At 59.2% G+C, this 16,790-nt stretch carries 16 protein-coding genes and 2 tRNA genes; 17 read left to right on the forward strand and 1 reads right to left on the reverse strand.

The window, feature by feature from the left end; translation table 11 throughout:
- The first annotated feature begins 11 nt into the window (after positions 1–11).
- Positions 12–407 carry a hypothetical protein gene (locus F8N82_RS01090; protein ID WP_038998656.1) on the forward strand — a complete coding sequence of 132 codons (396 nt, stop codon included), beginning with the start codon at positions 12–14 and terminating at the stop codon, positions 405–407.
- 12 nt (positions 408–419) lie between these two features.
- On the opposite strand, the gene yhbY is transcribed toward F8N82_RS01090, so the two are convergent.
- A complete protein-coding gene (gene yhbY / locus F8N82_RS01095; RefSeq protein ID WP_038998657.1) occupies positions 420–728 on the reverse strand; it encodes a ribosome assembly RNA-binding protein YhbY in 309 nt (102 codons plus the stop codon).
- Positions 729–828: 100 nt separating this feature from the next.
- On the opposite strand from yhbY, the gene rlmE reads away from it, so the two are divergent.
- From rlmE to F8N82_RS01175, 16 genes are all read left to right on the forward strand, one after another.
- On the forward strand, positions 829–1,452 hold the full coding sequence (gene rlmE, locus F8N82_RS01100; RefSeq protein WP_010222974.1) for a 23S rRNA (uridine(2552)-2'-O)-methyltransferase RlmE: 624 nt from the start codon (positions 829–831) through the stop codon (positions 1,450–1,452).
- Between the two features lie 213 nt (positions 1,453–1,665).
- Complete coding sequence (ftsH, locus tag F8N82_RS01105; RefSeq protein WP_038998658.1) at positions 1,666–3,564, forward strand: ATP-dependent zinc metalloprotease FtsH; 1,899 nt, start codon at positions 1,666–1,668, stop codon at positions 3,562–3,564.
- 8 nt (positions 3,565–3,572) lie between these two features.
- Positions 3,573–4,424 carry a dihydropteroate synthase gene (gene folP, locus F8N82_RS01110; RefSeq protein WP_038998659.1) on the forward strand — a complete coding sequence of 284 codons (852 nt, stop codon included), beginning with the start codon at positions 3,573–3,575 and terminating at the stop codon, positions 4,422–4,424.
- Between the two features lie 16 nt (positions 4,425–4,440).
- Positions 4,441–5,781, forward strand: a complete 1,341-nt coding sequence (gene glmM, locus F8N82_RS01115) for a phosphoglucosamine mutase (protein WP_038998660.1) — start codon at positions 4,441–4,443, stop codon at positions 5,779–5,781.
- 66 nt (positions 5,782–5,847) lie between these two features.
- Positions 5,848–6,603 carry a triose-phosphate isomerase gene (gene tpiA / locus F8N82_RS01120; protein ID WP_038998662.1) on the forward strand — a complete coding sequence of 252 codons (756 nt, stop codon included), beginning with the start codon at positions 5,848–5,850 and terminating at the stop codon, positions 6,601–6,603.
- A 3-nt stretch (positions 6,604–6,606) separates the two neighbouring features.
- Positions 6,607–6,993 carry a preprotein translocase subunit SecG gene (gene secG, locus F8N82_RS01125; RefSeq protein ID WP_038998663.1) on the forward strand — a complete coding sequence of 129 codons (387 nt, stop codon included), beginning with the start codon at positions 6,607–6,609 and terminating at the stop codon, positions 6,991–6,993.
- A gap of 19 nt (positions 6,994–7,012) precedes the next feature.
- Positions 7,013–7,098 (forward strand) — tRNA-Leu (locus tag F8N82_RS01130).
- A gap of 97 nt (positions 7,099–7,195) precedes the next feature.
- A tRNA-Met gene (locus tag F8N82_RS01135) sits at positions 7,196–7,272 on the forward strand.
- Between the two features lie 129 nt (positions 7,273–7,401).
- On the forward strand, positions 7,402–7,860 hold the full coding sequence (gene rimP, locus F8N82_RS01140) for a ribosome maturation factor RimP (RefSeq protein WP_038999709.1): 459 nt from the start codon (positions 7,402–7,404) through the stop codon (positions 7,858–7,860).
- Between the two features lie 59 nt (positions 7,861–7,919).
- The gene (gene nusA / locus F8N82_RS01145) at positions 7,920–9,401 is read left to right on the forward strand and encodes a transcription termination factor NusA (RefSeq protein WP_010222981.1); all 1,482 of its coding nucleotides are present in this window, start codon (positions 7,920–7,922) and stop codon (positions 9,399–9,401) included.
- 27 nt (positions 9,402–9,428) lie between these two features.
- Positions 9,429–11,939, forward strand: coding sequence for a translation initiation factor IF-2 (gene infB / locus F8N82_RS01150; protein ID WP_038998665.1), 2,511 nt, complete (start codon positions 9,429–9,431; stop codon positions 11,937–11,939).
- A gap of 121 nt (positions 11,940–12,060) precedes the next feature.
- Complete coding sequence (gene rbfA, locus F8N82_RS01155) at positions 12,061–12,462, forward strand: 30S ribosome-binding factor RbfA (RefSeq protein ID WP_038998667.1); 402 nt, start codon at positions 12,061–12,063, stop codon at positions 12,460–12,462.
- A gap of 3 nt (positions 12,463–12,465) precedes the next feature.
- Positions 12,466–13,383, forward strand: a complete 918-nt coding sequence (gene truB / locus F8N82_RS01160) for a tRNA pseudouridine(55) synthase TruB (RefSeq protein WP_010222984.1) — start codon at positions 12,466–12,468, stop codon at positions 13,381–13,383.
- Positions 13,384–13,536: 153 nt separating this feature from the next.
- Positions 13,537–13,806: a 30S ribosomal protein S15 gene (gene rpsO / locus F8N82_RS01165; protein ID WP_010222985.1), complete on the forward strand. Its 270-nt coding sequence runs from the start codon at positions 13,537–13,539 to the stop codon at positions 13,804–13,806.
- A gap of 251 nt (positions 13,807–14,057) precedes the next feature.
- On the forward strand, positions 14,058–16,163 hold the full coding sequence (gene pnp / locus F8N82_RS01170) for a polyribonucleotide nucleotidyltransferase (RefSeq protein WP_038998668.1): 2,106 nt from the start codon (positions 14,058–14,060) through the stop codon (positions 16,161–16,163).
- Positions 16,164–16,421: 258 nt separating this feature from the next.
- Entirely contained in the window at positions 16,422–16,772 is a 351-nt protein-coding gene (locus F8N82_RS01175) for a BON domain-containing protein (RefSeq protein ID WP_038998669.1), read from the forward strand.
- The last annotated feature ends 18 nt before the right edge of the window (positions 16,773–16,790 follow it).

Genomic DNA, 16,790 nt, shown 5'->3' on the forward strand with positions numbered 1-16,790 from the left:
CTGCGGCCCAGGTGATCTGGCAACTGACCCAGGTGTTCTGGGTCGGTGGCCTGTGGATGTTGCATTTCGGTTTGCTGCCGGCGTTGGGCAAGATTGGCCTGGCGCCGCTGCTGATCGAGGATATCGGCAGTCTGATGGCATCTTTGCTGGTAGCGTTTGCGGCGTTTTGCGCAGGCGTGCAGGCACTGGTGCTGATCCAGGCTCAGGGCCTGGCCAGTGTGTGGCGGGACATGCGGGGGCAGTTGCTGTCGATGGCGATGTTGGCGTGCGTGGTGTATTTCGCCTTGCGCGTGGGCATGCCGGAAGAATTGCGCTGGCAGCTGTTCTGCTACCTGGTGCTGGGCCTGACCGGCTTGCTGCTGGTCATGCAACCCGTGCCGGGCAGGGCGCGCCATGCGCGCCACTGACCGCGGCGAACATCACTTGTAGCGGTGGATGTTCGACAGCTGTTTGTTCGGCTGTGGGTTCTTGCGATAGATCAGCGCCTTCTTGCCAATGGTCTGTACCAGTTCGGCGCGGCCGGCCTTGCACAGCGCGGCAATTGCGGCGGCACGTTCTTCACGGTCTTCGGAGCGAATCTCGACCTTGATCAGTTCGTGATCGACCAGGGCGCGTTCGAGTTCGGCGATAACCCCTTCAGTCAGCCCATTGCCTGCCACAATCAGAACTGGTTTCAGATCGTGGCCAATGGATTTGTACTGTTTCTTCTGCTCGTTATTGAGCGGCATAATCTGACCCTTTGTCTGATTCTGTAAAAATGGCGGCCATTTTACCCGAGGGCCCGTGGATCCGCCCAGTTAATCACGACCCTTATCATCGAGGTGCCCAATGGCGCGTTCCAAGACAAGCCTTGGCTGGCTGAAAGAACACTTCAACGATCCTTACGTTAAAAAGGCGCAAAAGGATGGTTACCGCTCGCGTGCGAGCTATAAATTGCTGGAAATTCAGGAAAAGTACCGGATTATCCGTCCAGGCATGAGCGTCGTCGACCTCGGCGCGGCGCCCGGTGGCTGGTCGCAGGTGACCAGTCGTCTGATCGGCGGTCAGGGCCGCTTGATCGCTTCCGACATCCTCGAAATGGACAGTATTCCCGACGTTACCTTCATCCAGGGCGACTTTACCCAGGACGAAGTGCTGGCGCAGATTCTCGAGGCGGTGGGTAATTCGCACGTGGACCTTGTGATTTCCGATATGGCCCCCAATATGAGTGGTACGCCTGCCGTGGATATTCCCAAGGCCATGTTTCTCTGTGAGCTGGCCCTTGATCTGGCGACCCGGGTACTCAAGCCGGGCGGTGATTTCCTGATCAAGATTTTCCAGGGCGAAGGGTTTGACGTATACCTCAAGGACGCTCGTCAGAAATTCGACAAGGTCCAGATGCTCAAGCCCGATTCTTCGCGGGACCGCTCCCGCGAGCAGTACTTGCTGGCGCGGGGTTATCGCGGCGAGTAGGGGCGTCAGGCCGGCGGCTTCCAGGGTGTCCGATAGTTTTTTCCAATCGGCTGTCCTGCCTGACCTGGATGTACTTCGTGTAGTCTAGGTTTCACAAAGGGTTACAGACGGCGCCTGCAGATGTGTAGGTTATGTAGTAAGTTAAGCCGGTGAATATCATGCGAGGCACGGCTGCGCCGTCAGCCGGCTTCAGAGGGTAGCTAATTGAACGATATGGCAAAGAACTTGATCCTGTGGTTGATCATCGCAGCTGTCCTGGTGACGGTGATGAACAACTTCTCCAGCCCGAATGAGCCGCAGACCCTCAACTATTCCGACTTCATTCAGCAGGTCAAGGATGGCAAGGTCGAGCGCGTTGCGGTCGACGGCTACGTCATTACCGGTAAACGTACCGATGGCGACAGCTTCAAGACCATCCGTCCGGCCATTCAGGACAACGGCCTGATCGGCGACCTGGTCGACAACCACGTCGTGGTCGAAGGCAAGCAGCCAGAGCAGCAGAGCATCTGGACCCAACTGCTGGTCGCCAGCTTCCCGATCCTGGTCATCATTGCCGTATTCATGTTCTTCATGCGCCAGATGCAAGGCGGCGCCGGTGGCAAGGGCGGGCCGATGAGCTTCGGCAAGAGTAAGGCACGCCTGCTCTCCGAAGACCAGGTGAAAACCACCCTGGCCGACGTTGCCGGTTGCGACGAAGCCAAGGAAGAAGTGGGCGAGTTGGTCGAATTCCTGCGTGACCCGGGCAAGTTCCAGCGTCTGGGCGGTCGGATTCCGCGCGGCGTGCTGATGGTTGGCCCGCCAGGTACGGGTAAAACCCTGCTGGCCAAAGCCATCGCCGGCGAAGCCAAGGTGCCGTTCTTCACCATCTCCGGTTCCGACTTCGTCGAAATGTTCGTCGGTGTCGGCGCCAGCCGTGTTCGCGACATGTTCGAACAGGCCAAGAAGCACGCACCGTGCATCATCTTCATCGACGAGATCGACGCCGTTGGTCGCCATCGTGGCGCCGGCATGGGTGGCGGTCACGATGAGCGCGAGCAGACCCTCAACCAGTTGCTGGTGGAGATGGACGGCTTTGAAATGAACGACGGCATCATCGTCATCGCCGCGACCAACCGTCCGGACGTACTCGACCCGGCGCTGCTGCGTCCTGGCCGTTTCGACCGTCAGGTTGTCGTTGGCCTGCCGGATATCCGTGGCCGTGAGCAGATCCTCAAGGTGCACATGCGCAAGGTGCCGATTGGCGACAACGTCAATCCAGCGGTCATTGCCCGTGGTACTCCAGGCTTCTCCGGTGCGGACCTGGCCAACCTGGTCAACGAAGCATCGCTGTTCGCTGCCCGTGGCGGCAAGCGCGTCGTCGAGATGAAAGAGTTCGAGCTGGCCAAAGACAAGATCATGATGGGCGCCGAGCGCAAGACCATGGTCATGTCCGAGAAAGAGAAGCAGAACACCGCTTATCACGAAGCCGGTCATGCCATCGTCGGTCGCGTCGTGCCCGAGCACGATCCGGTCTACAAGGTTTCGATCATTCCTCGCGGCCGGGCCCTGGGTGTGACCATGTTCCTGCCCGAGGAAGACCGCTACAGCCTGTCCAAGCGCGCACTGATCAGCCAGATCTGCTCGCTGTACGGTGGCCGTATCGCCGAAGAAATGACCTTGGGCTTCGATGGTGTTACCACCGGTGCTTCCAACGACATCATGCGTGCCAGCCAGATTGCCCGTAACATGGTCACCAAGTGGGGCCTGTCGGAAAAACTCGGTCCACTGATGTATGCCGAGGAAGAGGGCGAGGTGTTCCTGGGTCGCAGTGCCGGTTCCCAGCACGCCAGCGTCTCTGGTGAAACCGCCAAGCTGATCGATTCCGAAGTACGCAGCATCATTGACCAGTGCTATGCCACGGCCAAGCAGATCCTGACCGAAAACCGCGACAAACTCGACGCCATGGCCGATGCGCTGATGAAGTACGAGACCATCGATGCCGATCAGATCGACGACATCATGGCCGGTCGCGAGCCACGCGAGCCGCGTGACTGGGAAGGTGGGTCAGGCACTCCAGACGCCTCTGCTCCACGTCCAGAGTCGCCGATCGGCGGTCCGGCGGCACAAGTCTAAGGGCATCTATGACTTTGCAGCAGTACCCGACCCGGTTGCCTTGCGGCAACCGGGTTCTTGATTTGTCCCGTACCCATGTCATGGGTATCCTCAATATCACCCCCGATTCCTTCTCCGATGGCGGTCGCTTCACCCAGCGTGATGCGGCCTTGCGCCACGCCGGGGCGATGGTGGATGCCGGCGCGACCCTGATCGATGTCGGTGGTGAGTCCACTCGCCCTGGCGCACGCGTGGTGTCCGCGCTTGAAGAGCTGGAGCGCGTTGCGCCGATCGTCGAAGCCATCAATCGCGAACTCGATGTGATCATCTCGGTCGATACTTCGACGCCAGCGGTGATCCGTGAGTCGGCCAGGCTCGGTGCCGGGCTGATCAACGATGTGCGCTCGCTCAGTCGCGATGGCGCCCTGGATGCCGCCGCAGCCACCGGGTTACCGGTGTGCCTGATGCATATGCGCGGCGAGCCGGGCGACATGCAGGACAATCCTCACTACGAGGATGTCACTGCCGAGGTGGCGAGCTATCTTGAACAGCGAATGGCGGCGTGTGCGGTGGTCGGTATCGAGGCTGAACGGATCATCCTTGATCCGGGCTTCGGCTTTGCCAAGACCCTGGAGCACAATCTCAGCCTGTTCAAGCATATGGAAGCGCTTTACCGTTTGGGGCGTCCCTTGCTGGTGGGCGTTTCACGCAAGAGCATGATCGGCCTGGCCCTGGGCCGTCCGGTCGGTGAGCGGCTCTATGGCAGCCTTGCCCTGGCTGCGCTGGCGATGACCAAGGGCGCGAGCATATTGCGCGTTCACGATGTCGCCGAAACCGCCGATGTAGTGCGGATGATTGCTGCGGTGCAAGCCGCCGAATAAGAGTGATGGAGCATCTATGAGCAGAAAATATTTTGGTACCGACGGTATTCGTGGCCGTGTCGGCGAATACCCCATCACCCCTGACTTCATGCTCAAGCTCGGCTGGGCGGCAGGCATGGCCTTTCGCAAGCAGGGTGCCTGCCGGGTGCTGGTGGGTAAAGACACGCGAATTTCCGGTTACATGTTCGAGTCGGCTCTGGAGGCTGGCCTGTCTGCCGCCGGCGCCGATGTGATGCTGCTCGGGCCGATGCCGACCCCGGCCATCGCTTACCTGACTCGCACCTTCCATGCCGAAGCGGGCATCGTCATCAGTGCGTCGCACAATCCTCATGACGACAACGGCATCAAGTTCTTCTCTGGCCAAGGCACCAAGCTGCCGGACGAAATCGAGCTGATGATCGAAGAGTTGCTTGATCAGCCCATGACCGTGGTCGAATCGAGCAAGCTGGGCAAGGTTTCGCGCATCAACGATGCGGCTGGGCGTTACATCGAATTCTGCAAGAGCAGCGTGCCGAGCAGCACTGATTTCGCCGGCCTCAAACTGGTGGTCGACTGCGCCCATGGTGCAACCTACAAGGTGGCGCCAAGCGTGTTCCGCGAGCTAGGTGCTGACGTCACTGTGCTGTCGGCGCAACCTGATGGCCTGAACATCAACGAAAATTGCGGTTCGACCCACATCGAATCGCTGCAGGCGGCGGTGCTGGTTGGTCATGCCGACCTCGGTATCGCCTTCGATGGTGACGGCGATCGCGTACTGATGGTCGATCACACCGGTGCCATCGTCGATGGCGACGAACTGTTGTTCATCATCGCTCGTGATCTGCATGAGCGCGGCAAGCTGCAGGGCGGGGTGGTAGGCACCCTGATGAGCAACCTGGGCCTGGAACTGGCCTTGAAGGACCTCGACATCCCGTTCGTACGCGCCAAGGTCGGTGACCGCTACGTGATGGCCGAGTTGCTGGCTCGCGACTGGGTGATCGGTGGCGAGAACTCCGGGCACGTGGTGTGCTGCAACCACACCACCACGGGTGATGCGATCATCGCCGCGCTGCAGGTGCTCATGGCCCTCAAGCGCCGTGAGGAAACCCTGGCCCAGGCCCGCCAGGCCCTGCGCAAATGCCCGCAGGTATTGATCAATGTGCGCTTCGGCGCGAGCAAGGTCGACCCGCTGGAGCATCCGGCTGTCCAGGAGGCCAGTGCCAAGGTTACCGAGGCCCTGGCGGGTCGTGGCCGTGTGCTGCTGCGCAAGTCCGGGACAGAGCCTCTGGTGCGGGTAATGGTCGAAGGCGAGGACGAAAGTCAGGTCCGTAGCCATGCCGAAACCCTGGCAAAACTGGTAAGTGACGTTTGCGTTTGATTTACGCTTGCCAGAGATGATCGGGTTGGGTAACATCTGCGCCCTCTTTGACCGACGAGGTACAGCATGCGTCGCCCTATGGTAGCTGGTAACTGGAAGATGCACGGTACCCGCGCCAGCGTCGCTGAGCTGATCAAGGGCTTGAGTAATCTCGCCCTGCCGAGCGGTGTTGAGGTCGCGGTGTTTCCCCCCGCCCTGTACATCAATCAGGTAATTGATGGCGTACAAGGCAAGGCGATCGCTGTCGGCGCTCAGAATTCTGCGGTACAGCCTGAGCAAGGCGCACTGACCGGTGAAATTGCACCGAGTCAACTGGCCGAGGCAGGTTGCGAGCTGGTACTGATTGGGCACTCCGAGCGCCGCCAAATCATTGGCGAGAACGACGAAGTCCTCAATCGCAAGTTCGCTGCGGCACAGGCTTGTGGTTTGAAGCCGGTGCTCTGTGTAGGGGAAACCCTCGAAGAGCGCGAAGCGGGTAAAACGCTTGAGATTGTCGGGCGTCAGCTGGACAGCGTCATCGAAGCGTTCGGTGTCGAAGTCTTCGCCCAAGCGGTGATTGCCTATGAGCCTGTATGGGCCATCGGTACAGGGCTGACGGCCTCGCCACAGCAGGCTCAGGATGTGCATAAGGCCATTCGCGAGCAGCTGGCGGCAAAGAACCCGGAAGTCGCAGCGAATGTGCGGCTTCTATACGGCGGCAGCGTGAAGGCGGCCAATGCGGCTGAACTGTTCGGCATGCCGGATATCGATGGGGGCCTGATTGGTGGGGCTTCCCTGAACGCAGACGAATTCGGTGCAATTTGTCGCGCCGCAGGAAACTGAAAAATGCTGGAAACAGTGATCGTTGTTTTGCATCTGTTGGGCGCGCTGGGTTTGGTAGTGCTGGTGTTGCTGCAACAGGGTAAAGGTGCGGAAGCGGGTGCATCTTTCGGCGCAGGTGCTTCAAATACTGTGTTCGGAAGCCAAGGTTCTGCTACCTTTCTGAGTAAGTTTACTGCTATACTAGCTGCCTCTTTCTTCTTAACTGCTCTTGGGTTAGGATACTTTGCTAAGGAGAAAGCTCACGAGCTGACTCAAGTAGGGTTGCCAGATCCAGCGGTCTTGGAAGTGAAGCAGCAAAAGCCGGCAACAGATGATGTACCGGTGCTCCAGGAGCAGAAGAGCGAAGCCACTAACACTGGCGATGTTCCTCCCGCTCAAGAGCAGAAGTAACGGGTTTCAAAGTAGTATTGCCGAGGTGGTGGAATTGGTAGACACGCAACCTTGAGGTGGTTGTGCCCATAGGGTGTAGGGGTTCGAGTCCCCTTCTCGGTACCAATTGAAACAAGACAGCCCGCTACAGCGGGCTTTCTTGTAGGTGGAGGTTAGATTGACCCTGTCGGGGTTCGGTCGTATACTTTCGCCCCAGCTTTGTCGCGGGGTGGAGCAGTCTGGTAGCTCGTCGGGCTCATAACCCGAAGGTCGTTGGTTCAAATCCAGCCCCCGCAACCAGTTTCAGCGGAGCCCCTTTTGCAGGGGCTTTTTCTTGGCTGAACAGTCATAACGCCGGTATTCAACGGCGTATCAGGGATGGGCGCTTTGCCCATTTTTTATTTGCATAGCATGCACGAGGGGGTTCAGGTGTCGAGCAAGCTAGAACAGTTGCAGGCCTTGTTGGCCCCGGTGGTCGAGGCTCTTGGCTATCAATGCTGGGGGATCGAATTCATCTCTCAAGGCAAACATTCGGTCCTGCGGATTTATATCGATAAAGAAGATGGCGTGCTGGTTGATGACTGCGCAAAAGTCAGTCACCAGGCTAGCGCGATTCTCGATGTCGAAGACCCGATCACTTCCGAATATACCCTTGAAGTGTCCTCTCCTGGCATGGATCGCCCACTGTTCACCTTGGAACAGTTTGCTTCGCATGCCGGCGAACAAGTGAAGATCAAGCTGCGTACGCCCTTTGAAGGTCGTCGTAACTTTCAGGGCCTTCTCCGTGGCGTGGAGGAGCAGGATGTTGTGGTCCAGGTGGATAACAACGAATTCCTGTTGCCGATCGATTCGATCGACAAGGCCAACATTATTCCCAGTTTTGACTGAGACGTGCCGGATCCCGCGGACTGCGCGGATCCAATGGCTTGCGAAAGGCGAGGCGTACGATGAGCAAAGAAGTACTGCTGGTTGTTGAGTCGGTATCCAACGAAAAGGGCGTACCGGCCGGCGTAATTTTTGAAGCGCTGGAAGTGGCCCTGGCCACTGCAACCAAAAAACGTTTTGACGACGAAGTCGACCTGCGTGTGGAAATCAACCGCCACACCGGTAGCTACGAAACCTTCCGTCGCTGGACTGTCGTCGAAGAAAAGGATCTGGACGATCCGGCGATCGAAGTGTGGCCAGCGAAGATTCAGGACACTCATCCTGAAGCCAAGGTCGGTGACGTGATCGAAGAGAAGATCGAGTCGATCGAGTTCGGCCGCATTGCCGCCCAGACCGCCAAGCAAGTCATTGTCCAGAAGGTCCGTGAAGCCGAGCGCGCTCAAGTGGTAGATGCCTACCGCGAGCGTCTGGGCGAGATCATCTCCGGTACCGTCAAGAAGGTCACCCGTGACAACGTCATCGTTGACCTGGGCAACAACGCCGAAGCGTTGCTGGCCCGTGAAGACATCATCTCCCGCGAGACTTTCCGCGTCGGTGTGCGCCTGCGTGCACTGCTCAAGGAAATCCGCACCGAGAACCGCGGCCCGCAGTTGATCCTGTCGCGTACCGCGCCACAGATGCTGATCGAACTGTTCCGCATCGAAGTGCCGGAAATCGCCGAGGGCCTGATCGAAGTCATGGCCGCGTCCCGTGATCCGGGTTCGCGCGCCAAGATCGCCGTACGCTCCAAGGACAAACGCATTGACCCGCAAGGTGCCTGTATCGGCATGCGCGGTTCGCGTGTCCAGGCAGTGTCCGGCGAACTGGGTGGCGAGCGTGTGGATATCGTCCTTTGGGATGACAACCCTGCACAGTTCGTCATCAACGCCATGTCGCCGGCTGAAGTCGCGGCGATCATCGTCGATGAAGACGCCCACGCCATGGACATCGCCGTGGGTGCCGACAACCTGGCCCAGGCTATTGGCCGTGGTGGCCAGAACGTACGCCTGGCCAGTCAGTTGACCGGCTGGACCCTGAACGTGATGACCGAATCGGACATCCAGGCCAAGCAGCAAGCTGAAACCGGTGACATCCTGCGCAACTTCATCGACGAGCTGGAAGTCGACGAAGAGCTGGCACAGGTGCTGGTCGATGAAGGCTTCACCAGCCTGGAAGAGATTGCCTACGTACCGCTGGAAGAAATGCTCAACATCGACGGCTTTGACGAAGACATCGTCAACGAGCTTCGTGCTCGCGCCAAGGATCGCCTGTTGACCAAAGCCATCGCTACTGAGGAAAAGCTGGCAGACGCCCATCCGGCCGAAGACCTGCTCTCGCTTGAGGGTATGGACAAGGATTTGGCGATGGAACTGGCGGTGCGCGGCGTAGTTACCCGCGAAGACCTGGCCGAGCAGTCGATTGATGACCTGCTCGACATCGACGGCATCGACCAAGAGCGTGCCGGCAAGTTGATCATGGCCGCCCGAGCCCACTGGTTCGAGTAATTAGGCGCGGCCTGAGGAGAGAAGTGCATGACGCAAGTCACGGTGAAAGAATTGGCCCAAGAGGTCGCTGCACCGGTAGAGCGCCTGCTGCAGCAGATGCGTGAGGCAGGTCTGCCGCACACCGACGCCGGTCAGGTAGTGACCGACAATGAGAAGCAGGCATTGCTGGCTCATTTGAAGAGCAGCCACAAGGCAAAAGTGGAAGAGCCGCGCAAGATCACCTTGCAGCGCAAAACCACCAGCACCCTGCGTGTCGCCGGTAGCAAGAGCATCAGCGTAGAAGTACGCAAGAAGAAAGTATTCGTTCAGCGCAGCCCGGAAGAAATCCAGGCCGAGCAGAAGCGCGAGCTGGAAGAGCGCCGTGCAGTAGAAAACGCTGCCCGTGAAAAAGCCGATGCCGAAGCACGTCAGCGTGCCGAGGAAGACGCCCGTCGCCAGCCAGCCGCTGCAAACGCCGCACCGGCTGCTGCCGCTGCTGTCCCGGCTCCGGCTGCAGCACCTGTGATCGAAGCCGCCGACGCCGCTCCGGCACCGGTTGCCGACCGCAAGAAAGACGACGTGCGTCGCAGCGACAAGTCGCGTGACGACGAGCGTCGTGGCGGCGAGCGCCGTAACGAAGCTCCGCGCGTTTCGGTCAAGGTCAAGGAAAAGGAAAAGGCGCCTACCCCGCGTGCCGCTCCGCGTACCACCGACGAAGAAAGCGATGGCTTCCGTCGTGGTGGCCGTGGCAAGGGCAAGCCGAAGAAGCGCAACGCCCACGGTTTCCAGAACCCGACCGGTCCGGTTATCCGCGACGTGCAGATCGGCGAGACCATCACGGTTTCCGACCTGGCCAACCAGATGTCCGTCAAGGGCGCTGAAGTGGTCAAGTTCATGTTCAAGCTGGGCACTCCGGTGACCATCAACCAGGTGCTCGATCAGGAGACAGCTCAGCTGATCGCCGAAGAGCTGGGCCACAAGGTCACCCTGGTCAGCGATACCGCCCTGGAAGATTCCCTGGCTGAGTCGTTGAAGTTCGAAGGTGAGACGTTCTCCCGTGCCCCTGTCGTGACCGTAATGGGCCACGTTGACCACGGTAAGACCTCGCTGCTCGACTACATCCGTCGTGCCAAGGTTGCTGCTGGCGAAGCCGGTGGTATTACCCAGCACATCGGTGCGTACCACGTGGAAACCGACCGCGGTATGGTCACCTTCCTCGACACCCCAGGCCACGCCGCGTTTACCGCCATGCGTGCCCGTGGTGCCAAGGCGACCGACATCGTGATCCTGGTGGTTGCGGCGGACGACGGCGTGATGCCGCAAACCCGCGAAGCGGTCCAGCACGCCAAGGCTGCCGGTGTTCCGCTGGTCGTTGCGGTGAACAAGATCGACAAGCCAGGTGCTGACCTTGATCGCATCCGTAACGAGCTGGCCGTCGAAGGCGTCACCTCCGAGGACTGGGGTGGAGACACTCCGTTCGTCAAGGTGTCGGCGAAGATGGGTACCGGTGTCGACGAACTGCTCGAAGCTGTCCTGCTGCAAGCCGAGATCCTCGAACTCAAGGCTACTCCATCGGCCCCAGGTCGTGGTGTGGTGGTCGAGTCGCGTCTGGACAAGGGCCGCGGCCCGGTGGCTACCGTGCTGGTTCAGGACGGTACCCTGCGTCAGGGCGACATGGTCCTGTGCGGTTCGAACTACGGCCGTGTCCGCGCCATGCTCGACGAGAACGGCAAGCCTGTTAAGGAAGCCGGCCCGTCGATCCCGGTCGAAATCCTCGGCCTGGATGGCACTCCGGACGCCGGTGACGAGCTGTCGGTAGTGGCTGACGAGAAGAAAGCCCGTGAAGTTGCCCTGTTCCGTCAAGGCAAGTTCCGCGAGGTCAAACTGGCTCGCGCTCACGCTGGCAAGCTCGAGAACATCTTCGAGAACATGGGCCAGGAAGAGAAGAAGACCCTCAACATCGTGCTCAAGTCCGATGTTCGTGGTTCTCTCGAGGCTCTGCAGGGCTCCCTGAGCGGCCTGGGCAACGACGAAGTACAGGTTCGTGTGATTGGTGGCGGCGTCGGTGGTATCACCGAGAGCGATGCCAACCTGGCCCTGGCTTCCAATGCAGTACTGTTCGGCTTCAACGTGCGTGCCGATGCCGGCGCGCGCAAGATCGTCGAGCAGGAAGGTCTGGATATGCGTTACTACAACGTGATCTACGACATCATTGAAGACGTCAAGAAAGCCCTGACCGGTATGCTCGGCAGCGATGTTCGCGAGAACATCCTGGGTATCGCCGAAGTGCGTGACGTGTTCCGTTCGCCGAAGTTCGGCGCCATCGCCGGCTGTATGGTCGTCGAGGGTGTGGTCTACCGCAACCGTCCGATCCGCGTACTGCGCGAGGACGTGGTGATCTTCGAAGGCGAGCTGGAATCGCTGCGTCGCTTCAAGGACGATGCGTCCGAAGTACGTGCCGGCATGGAGTGCGGTATCGGCGTCAAGAGCTACAACGACGTCAAGGTCGGCGACAAGATCGAAGTCTTCGAGAAAGTCCAAGTGGCTCGTACGCTCTAAGCCGCGAGCATGGGAACCGCCAATCGTCCGCCCCAGGGCGTCGCTTGGCGGCTCTGAACGCAACGCCCGGTCCGGCTTTAGCCTGGCCGGGCGTTTGCCGCTTTAGTTACAGGTAGCAAAAATGGCAAAAGAATATAGCCGTACCCAACGCATTGGCGATCAGATTCAGCGCGAGCTGGCCCAGTTGATCCGTCGTGAAGTCAAAGACCCGCGCGTCGGCGTGGTCACCATTACCGCTGTGGATGTCAGCCGCGATGTCGGCCATGCCAAGGTGTTCATCACCGCCATGGGCCAGGAAAGCGCGGAAGACATCAAGCAGACCCTCAAGGTGCTCAACGGCGCGGCCAGTTTCCTGCGCGTACACCTGGGCAAGGAAATGCAACTGCGCAGCGTGCCGCAACTGCATTTCCACTATGACGAAAGCGTCAGTCGCGGTGCCCACCTGTCGGCCCTGATCGAACGCGCCGTCGCCGAAGACAAGCTGCACCAGGCTTCCGACACGCCCCTGGACACCAAGGAGTAAGCGGTGGCTCAGGTCAAGCGTATCCGTCGTAACGTCAGCGGTATCATCCTGCTCGACAAGCCGTTGGGGTTCACCTCCAACGCCGCCTTGCAGAAGGTCCGCTGGCTGCTCAACGCCGAAAAGGCCGGGCACACCGGCAGCCTCGATCCACTGGCCAGCGGCGTGCTGCCGCTGTGCTTCGGTGAGGCGACCAAGTTCTCGCAATACCTGCTCGATTCCGACAAGGGCTACGAGACGGTCATGCAACTGGGTCAGACCACCACCACCGGCGATGCCGAAGGTGAAGTGTTGAAGACCCGTGACGTGACCGTTGGTCGCGCCGATATCGAAGCGGTTTTGCCACAATTTCGTGGTCAAATCAGTCAGATACCGCCGATGTACTCGGCCCTCAAGCGTGACGGCCAGCCGCTGTACAAGCTGGCCCGTGCAGGTGAAGTAGTGGAGCGCGAGGCGCGTTCTGTTACTATTAACCGCTTGGAATTGCTCGAGTGCGAAGGCACCCGTGTCCGGCTGTCGGTCGGCTGCAGCAAAGGCACCTACATCCGCACCCTGGTCGAGGACATCGGCGAGGTGCTCGGTTGCGGAGCCTATGTCGCCGAACTGCGTCGTACCCACGCCGGTCCCTTCGAGCTGGCCCAGACTGTGACCCTCGAAGAACTCGAAGCGGTCCACGCCGAAGGTGGCAACGAAGCGGTCGATCGCTTCCTGATGCCATCGGACAGCGGTCTGCTGGACTGGCCACTGTTACAGTTCTCCGAGCACAGTGCGTTCTACTGGCTCAATGGTCAGCCGGTCAGAGCCCCCGACGCGCCGAAGTTCGGCATGGTCCGGGTTCAAGATCACAACGGTCGCTTCATCGGTATCGGTGAAGTGAGCGAAGACGGGCGCATCGCGCCGCGTCGCTTGATTCGGTCAGAATGATCGAAACCTTCAGTATCAGGTTCAGGCCTGGTACTGGTGGTAAAGAGGATGGCTGTTAATAGGCACGGTCACGCCTCACTTTATGAATACAGGGAGCAGTCCCTGGCCTATTGGAAACCGTTTGTTCGGTTTCCCTTGATTTGGAGAAGCCAGATGGCACTCAGCGTTGAAGAAAAAGCAAAGATCGTTGGCGAATACCAGCAAGCCGCCGGTGACACCGGTAGCCCGGAAGTGCAGGTTGCTCTGCTGACCGCCAACATCAACAAGCTGCAAGGCCACTTCAAGGCCAACGGCAAAGACCACCACTCCCGTCGTGGTCTGATCCGCATGGTTAACCAGCGTCGCAAGCTGCTGGACTACCTGAAAGGCAAAGACACCACTCGTTACAGCGCCCTGATCGGTCGTCTGGGTCTGCGTCGCTAATAGCGGCCTGGCCAGTGGTGTGCACGGCGTGCTGCAGTCACCAGGCGGAGCCTTTGGCCCCCGCACTGGTGAGCACGCCTTGCGTATCTATGAGGTTGGCTGTCTGTCTCGTCTGAGCGGTTTACCGCAAGGGCAGGGCAGGCTCCCAACCTCTAGTTTTATCTGGACTGCCAACAGGGCCGATTCCCTGTTCTGCCCAAGAATTCGCAAGAACCAGTTCCCCCAGAGCCACTGAAAAAAGGTAGGAAACCGTGAACCCGGTAATCAAGAAATTCCAGTTCGGTCAATCGACCGTTACCCTCGAGACGGGCCGTATTGCTCGTCAAGCGTCCGGCGCCGTATTGGTCACCGTCGACAACGATGTCACCGTACTGGTGACCGTGGTCGGTGCCAAACAGGCCGATCCAGGCAAAGGCTTCTTCCCCCTGTCCGTTCACTATCAGGAAAAGACCTACGCCGCCGGCAAGATCCCTGGTGGTTTCTTCAAGCGTGAAGGCCGTCCTTCCGAGAAAGAAACCCTGACCTCGCGTCTGATCGACCGTCCGATCCGTCCGCTGTTCCCAGAAGGCTTCATGAACGAAGTGCAGGTTGTCTGCACCGTCGTTTCCACCAGCAAGAAGACCGATCCGGACATCGCTGCGATGATCGGTACCTCGGCTGCCCTGGCCATCTCCGGCATTCCGTTCGAAGGCCCGATCGGCGCTGCCCGCGTTGCTTTCCACGAAAGCACTGGCTACCTGCTGAACCCGACCTACGAGCAACTGGCTGCCTCGAGCCTGGACATGGTCGTTGCCGGTACCTCCGACGCCGTACTGATGGTTGAATCGGAAGCCAAAGAGCTGACCGAAGACCAGATGCTGGGCGCCGTACTGTTCGCCCACGACGAATTCCAGGCTGTGATCCAGGCTGTCAAAGAGCTGGCCGCCGAAGCTGCCAAGCCGACCTGGGACTGGACTGCCAAGGCCGAGAACACTCCACTGCTGAGCGCCATCCGTGGCGAGTTCGGTGCTGCGGTTTCCGACGCCTACACCATCACCGTCAAGGCTGACCGTTACGCTCGCCTGGGCGAACTGCGCGAGCAAGTGATCGCCAAGTTCTCTGGTGAGGAAGGTCAACCTTCGGCCTCCGAAGTCAAAGAAATCTTCGGCGAAATCGAATACCGCACCGTTCGCGAAAACATCGTCAACGGCAAGCCACGTATCGACGGCCGCGACACCAAGACCGTACGTCCGCTGAACATCGAAGTCGGTGTACTGCCAAAGACCCACGGTTCGGCACTGTTCACCCGTGGCGAAACCCAGGCCCTGGTCGTTGCGACCCTGGGTACTGCCCGTGACGCCCAGCTGCTGGACACCCTCGAAGGCGAGAAAAAAGACCCCTTCATGCTGCACTACAACTTCCCGCCGTTCTCGGTGGGCGAGTGTGGTCGCATGGGCGGTGCTGGCCGTCGCGAAATCGGTCACGGCCGTCTGGCTCGCCGTTCGGTCCAGGCCATGCTGCCTGCCGCTGACGTGTTCCCGTACACCATCCGCGTCGTTTCGGAAATCACCGAATCCAACGGTTCCAGCTCCATGGCTTCGGTCTGTGGTGCATCCCTGGCACTGATGGACGCTGGTGTCCCGATGAAGGCACCGGTTGCCGGTATCGCCATGGGTCTGGTTAAGGAAGGCGAGAAGTTTGCCATTCTGACCGACATCCTCGGTGACGAAGACCACCTGGGCGACATGGACTTCAAAGTAGCCGGTACCGCCAAAGGTGTTACCGCGCTGCAGATGGACATCAAGATCAACGGCATCACCGAAGAGATCATGGAAATCGCCCTGGGCCAGGCCCTGGAAGCGCGCCTGAACATCCTCGGTCAGATGAACCAGATCATCGGTCAGTCCCGTAGCGAACTGTCGGAAAACGCTCCGACCATGATCGCCATGAAGATCGACACCGACAAGATTCGTGACGTCATCGGTAAAGGCGGCGCGACCATCCGTGCCATCTGCGAAGAAACCAAGGCTTCGATCGACATCGAAGACGACGGTTCGATCAAAATCTTCGGTGAGACCAAAGACGCCGCTGAAGCTGCTCGTCAGCGCGTTCTGAGCATCACTGCCGAAGCCGAGATCGGCAAGATCTACGTCGGTAAGGTTGAGCGCATCGTTGACTTCGGTGCCTTCGTCAACATCCTGCCTGGCAAGGACGGTCTGGTTCACATCTCCATGCTGAGCGATGCTCGCGTCGAGAAAGTGACCGACATTCTGAAAGAAGGTCAGGAAGTTGAAGTACTGGTACTGGACGTGGACAACCGCGGCCGTATCAAGCTGTCGATCAAGGACGTTGCCGCTGCCAAGGCATCGGGCGTCTAAGACCTCGGCTTAAGAAGAAGGACCCCTTGGGGTCCTTTTTTTATGCCTGGAGAAATTGTCTTGCGGACTTGCATCTTGCATGCAGGATTTTGCCACTGCTTGCAAAATGCACGATTTCTGTTTTTGTCTTAATTCATAACCAATTGATTTATAAGGTAAAAATTAATAGCAAAAGCTGGCACAGGCCCTGCAATGGTATTCATACCCCTGCTGCCAGGACTTACGGCGCAGACTTTTCGAAAAACAGGAGTGTCTCGTATGAAGAAGTTCGCTATTGCTGCCGCTACTGCCACCGCCCTGACCCTGACCCTGGCTAACGCGGCTTTCGCCCAACAGCCTTCCCAGGCTCCGCTGACCGTTGCTGCCGGTGAAATGACCGAGGCAAAAGAAGCGACCTCCGACACCTGGATCACCACCAAGGTCAAAGCTGACCTGATGACGGAAAAAGGCATTCCGGGTTCCGATATCAAAGTCGAGACCAACAAAGGCGTGGTGTCTCTGTCTTCGACAGTTACCGTGACCGATTCGCAGAAAGACATGGCCGTGGCCATCACCAAGAAAATCAAAGGCGTCAAAGCCGTATCGGCTGACGGCCTGAAAGCCGAGTAAGGTTTTTCCCGACTCGCA

This window comes from Pseudomonas fluorescens (assembly GCF_902497775.2).
Classification (GTDB): domain Bacteria; phylum Pseudomonadota; class Gammaproteobacteria; order Pseudomonadales; family Pseudomonadaceae; genus Aquipseudomonas; species Aquipseudomonas putida_F.

Bases quoted from the DNA above. Each gene is read 5' to 3' on its own strand.
- secG (WP_038998663.1), top strand. From the start codon at position 6,607: ATGCTGGAAACAGTGATCGTTGTTTTGCATCTGTTGGGCGCGCTGGGT.
- rlmE (WP_010222974.1), top strand. From the start codon at position 829: ATGGCGCGTTCCAAGACAAGCCTTGGCTGGCTGAAAGAACACTTCAAC.
- nusA (WP_010222981.1), top strand. From the start codon at position 7,920: ATGAGCAAAGAAGTACTGCTGGTTGTTGAGTCGGTATCCAACGAAAAG.
- glmM (WP_038998660.1), top strand. From the start codon at position 4,441: ATGAGCAGAAAATATTTTGGTACCGACGGTATTCGTGGCCGTGTCGGC.
- F8N82_RS01175 (WP_038998669.1), top strand. From the start codon at position 16,422: ATGAAGAAGTTCGCTATTGCTGCCGCTACTGCCACCGCCCTGACCCTG.
- rpsO (WP_010222985.1), top strand. From the start codon at position 13,537: ATGGCACTCAGCGTTGAAGAAAAAGCAAAGATCGTTGGCGAATACCAG.
- rbfA (WP_038998667.1), top strand. From the start codon at position 12,061: ATGGCAAAAGAATATAGCCGTACCCAACGCATTGGCGATCAGATTCAG.
- yhbY (WP_038998657.1), bottom strand. From the start codon at position 728: ATGCCGCTCAATAACGAGCAGAAGAAACAGTACAAATCCATTGGCCAC.
- infB (WP_038998665.1), top strand. From the start codon at position 9,429: ATGACGCAAGTCACGGTGAAAGAATTGGCCCAAGAGGTCGCTGCACCG.
- folP (WP_038998659.1), top strand. From the start codon at position 3,573: ATGACTTTGCAGCAGTACCCGACCCGGTTGCCTTGCGGCAACCGGGTT.
- tpiA (WP_038998662.1), top strand. From the start codon at position 5,848: ATGCGTCGCCCTATGGTAGCTGGTAACTGGAAGATGCACGGTACCCGC.
- ftsH (WP_038998658.1), top strand. From the start codon at position 1,666: ATGGCAAAGAACTTGATCCTGTGGTTGATCATCGCAGCTGTCCTGGTG.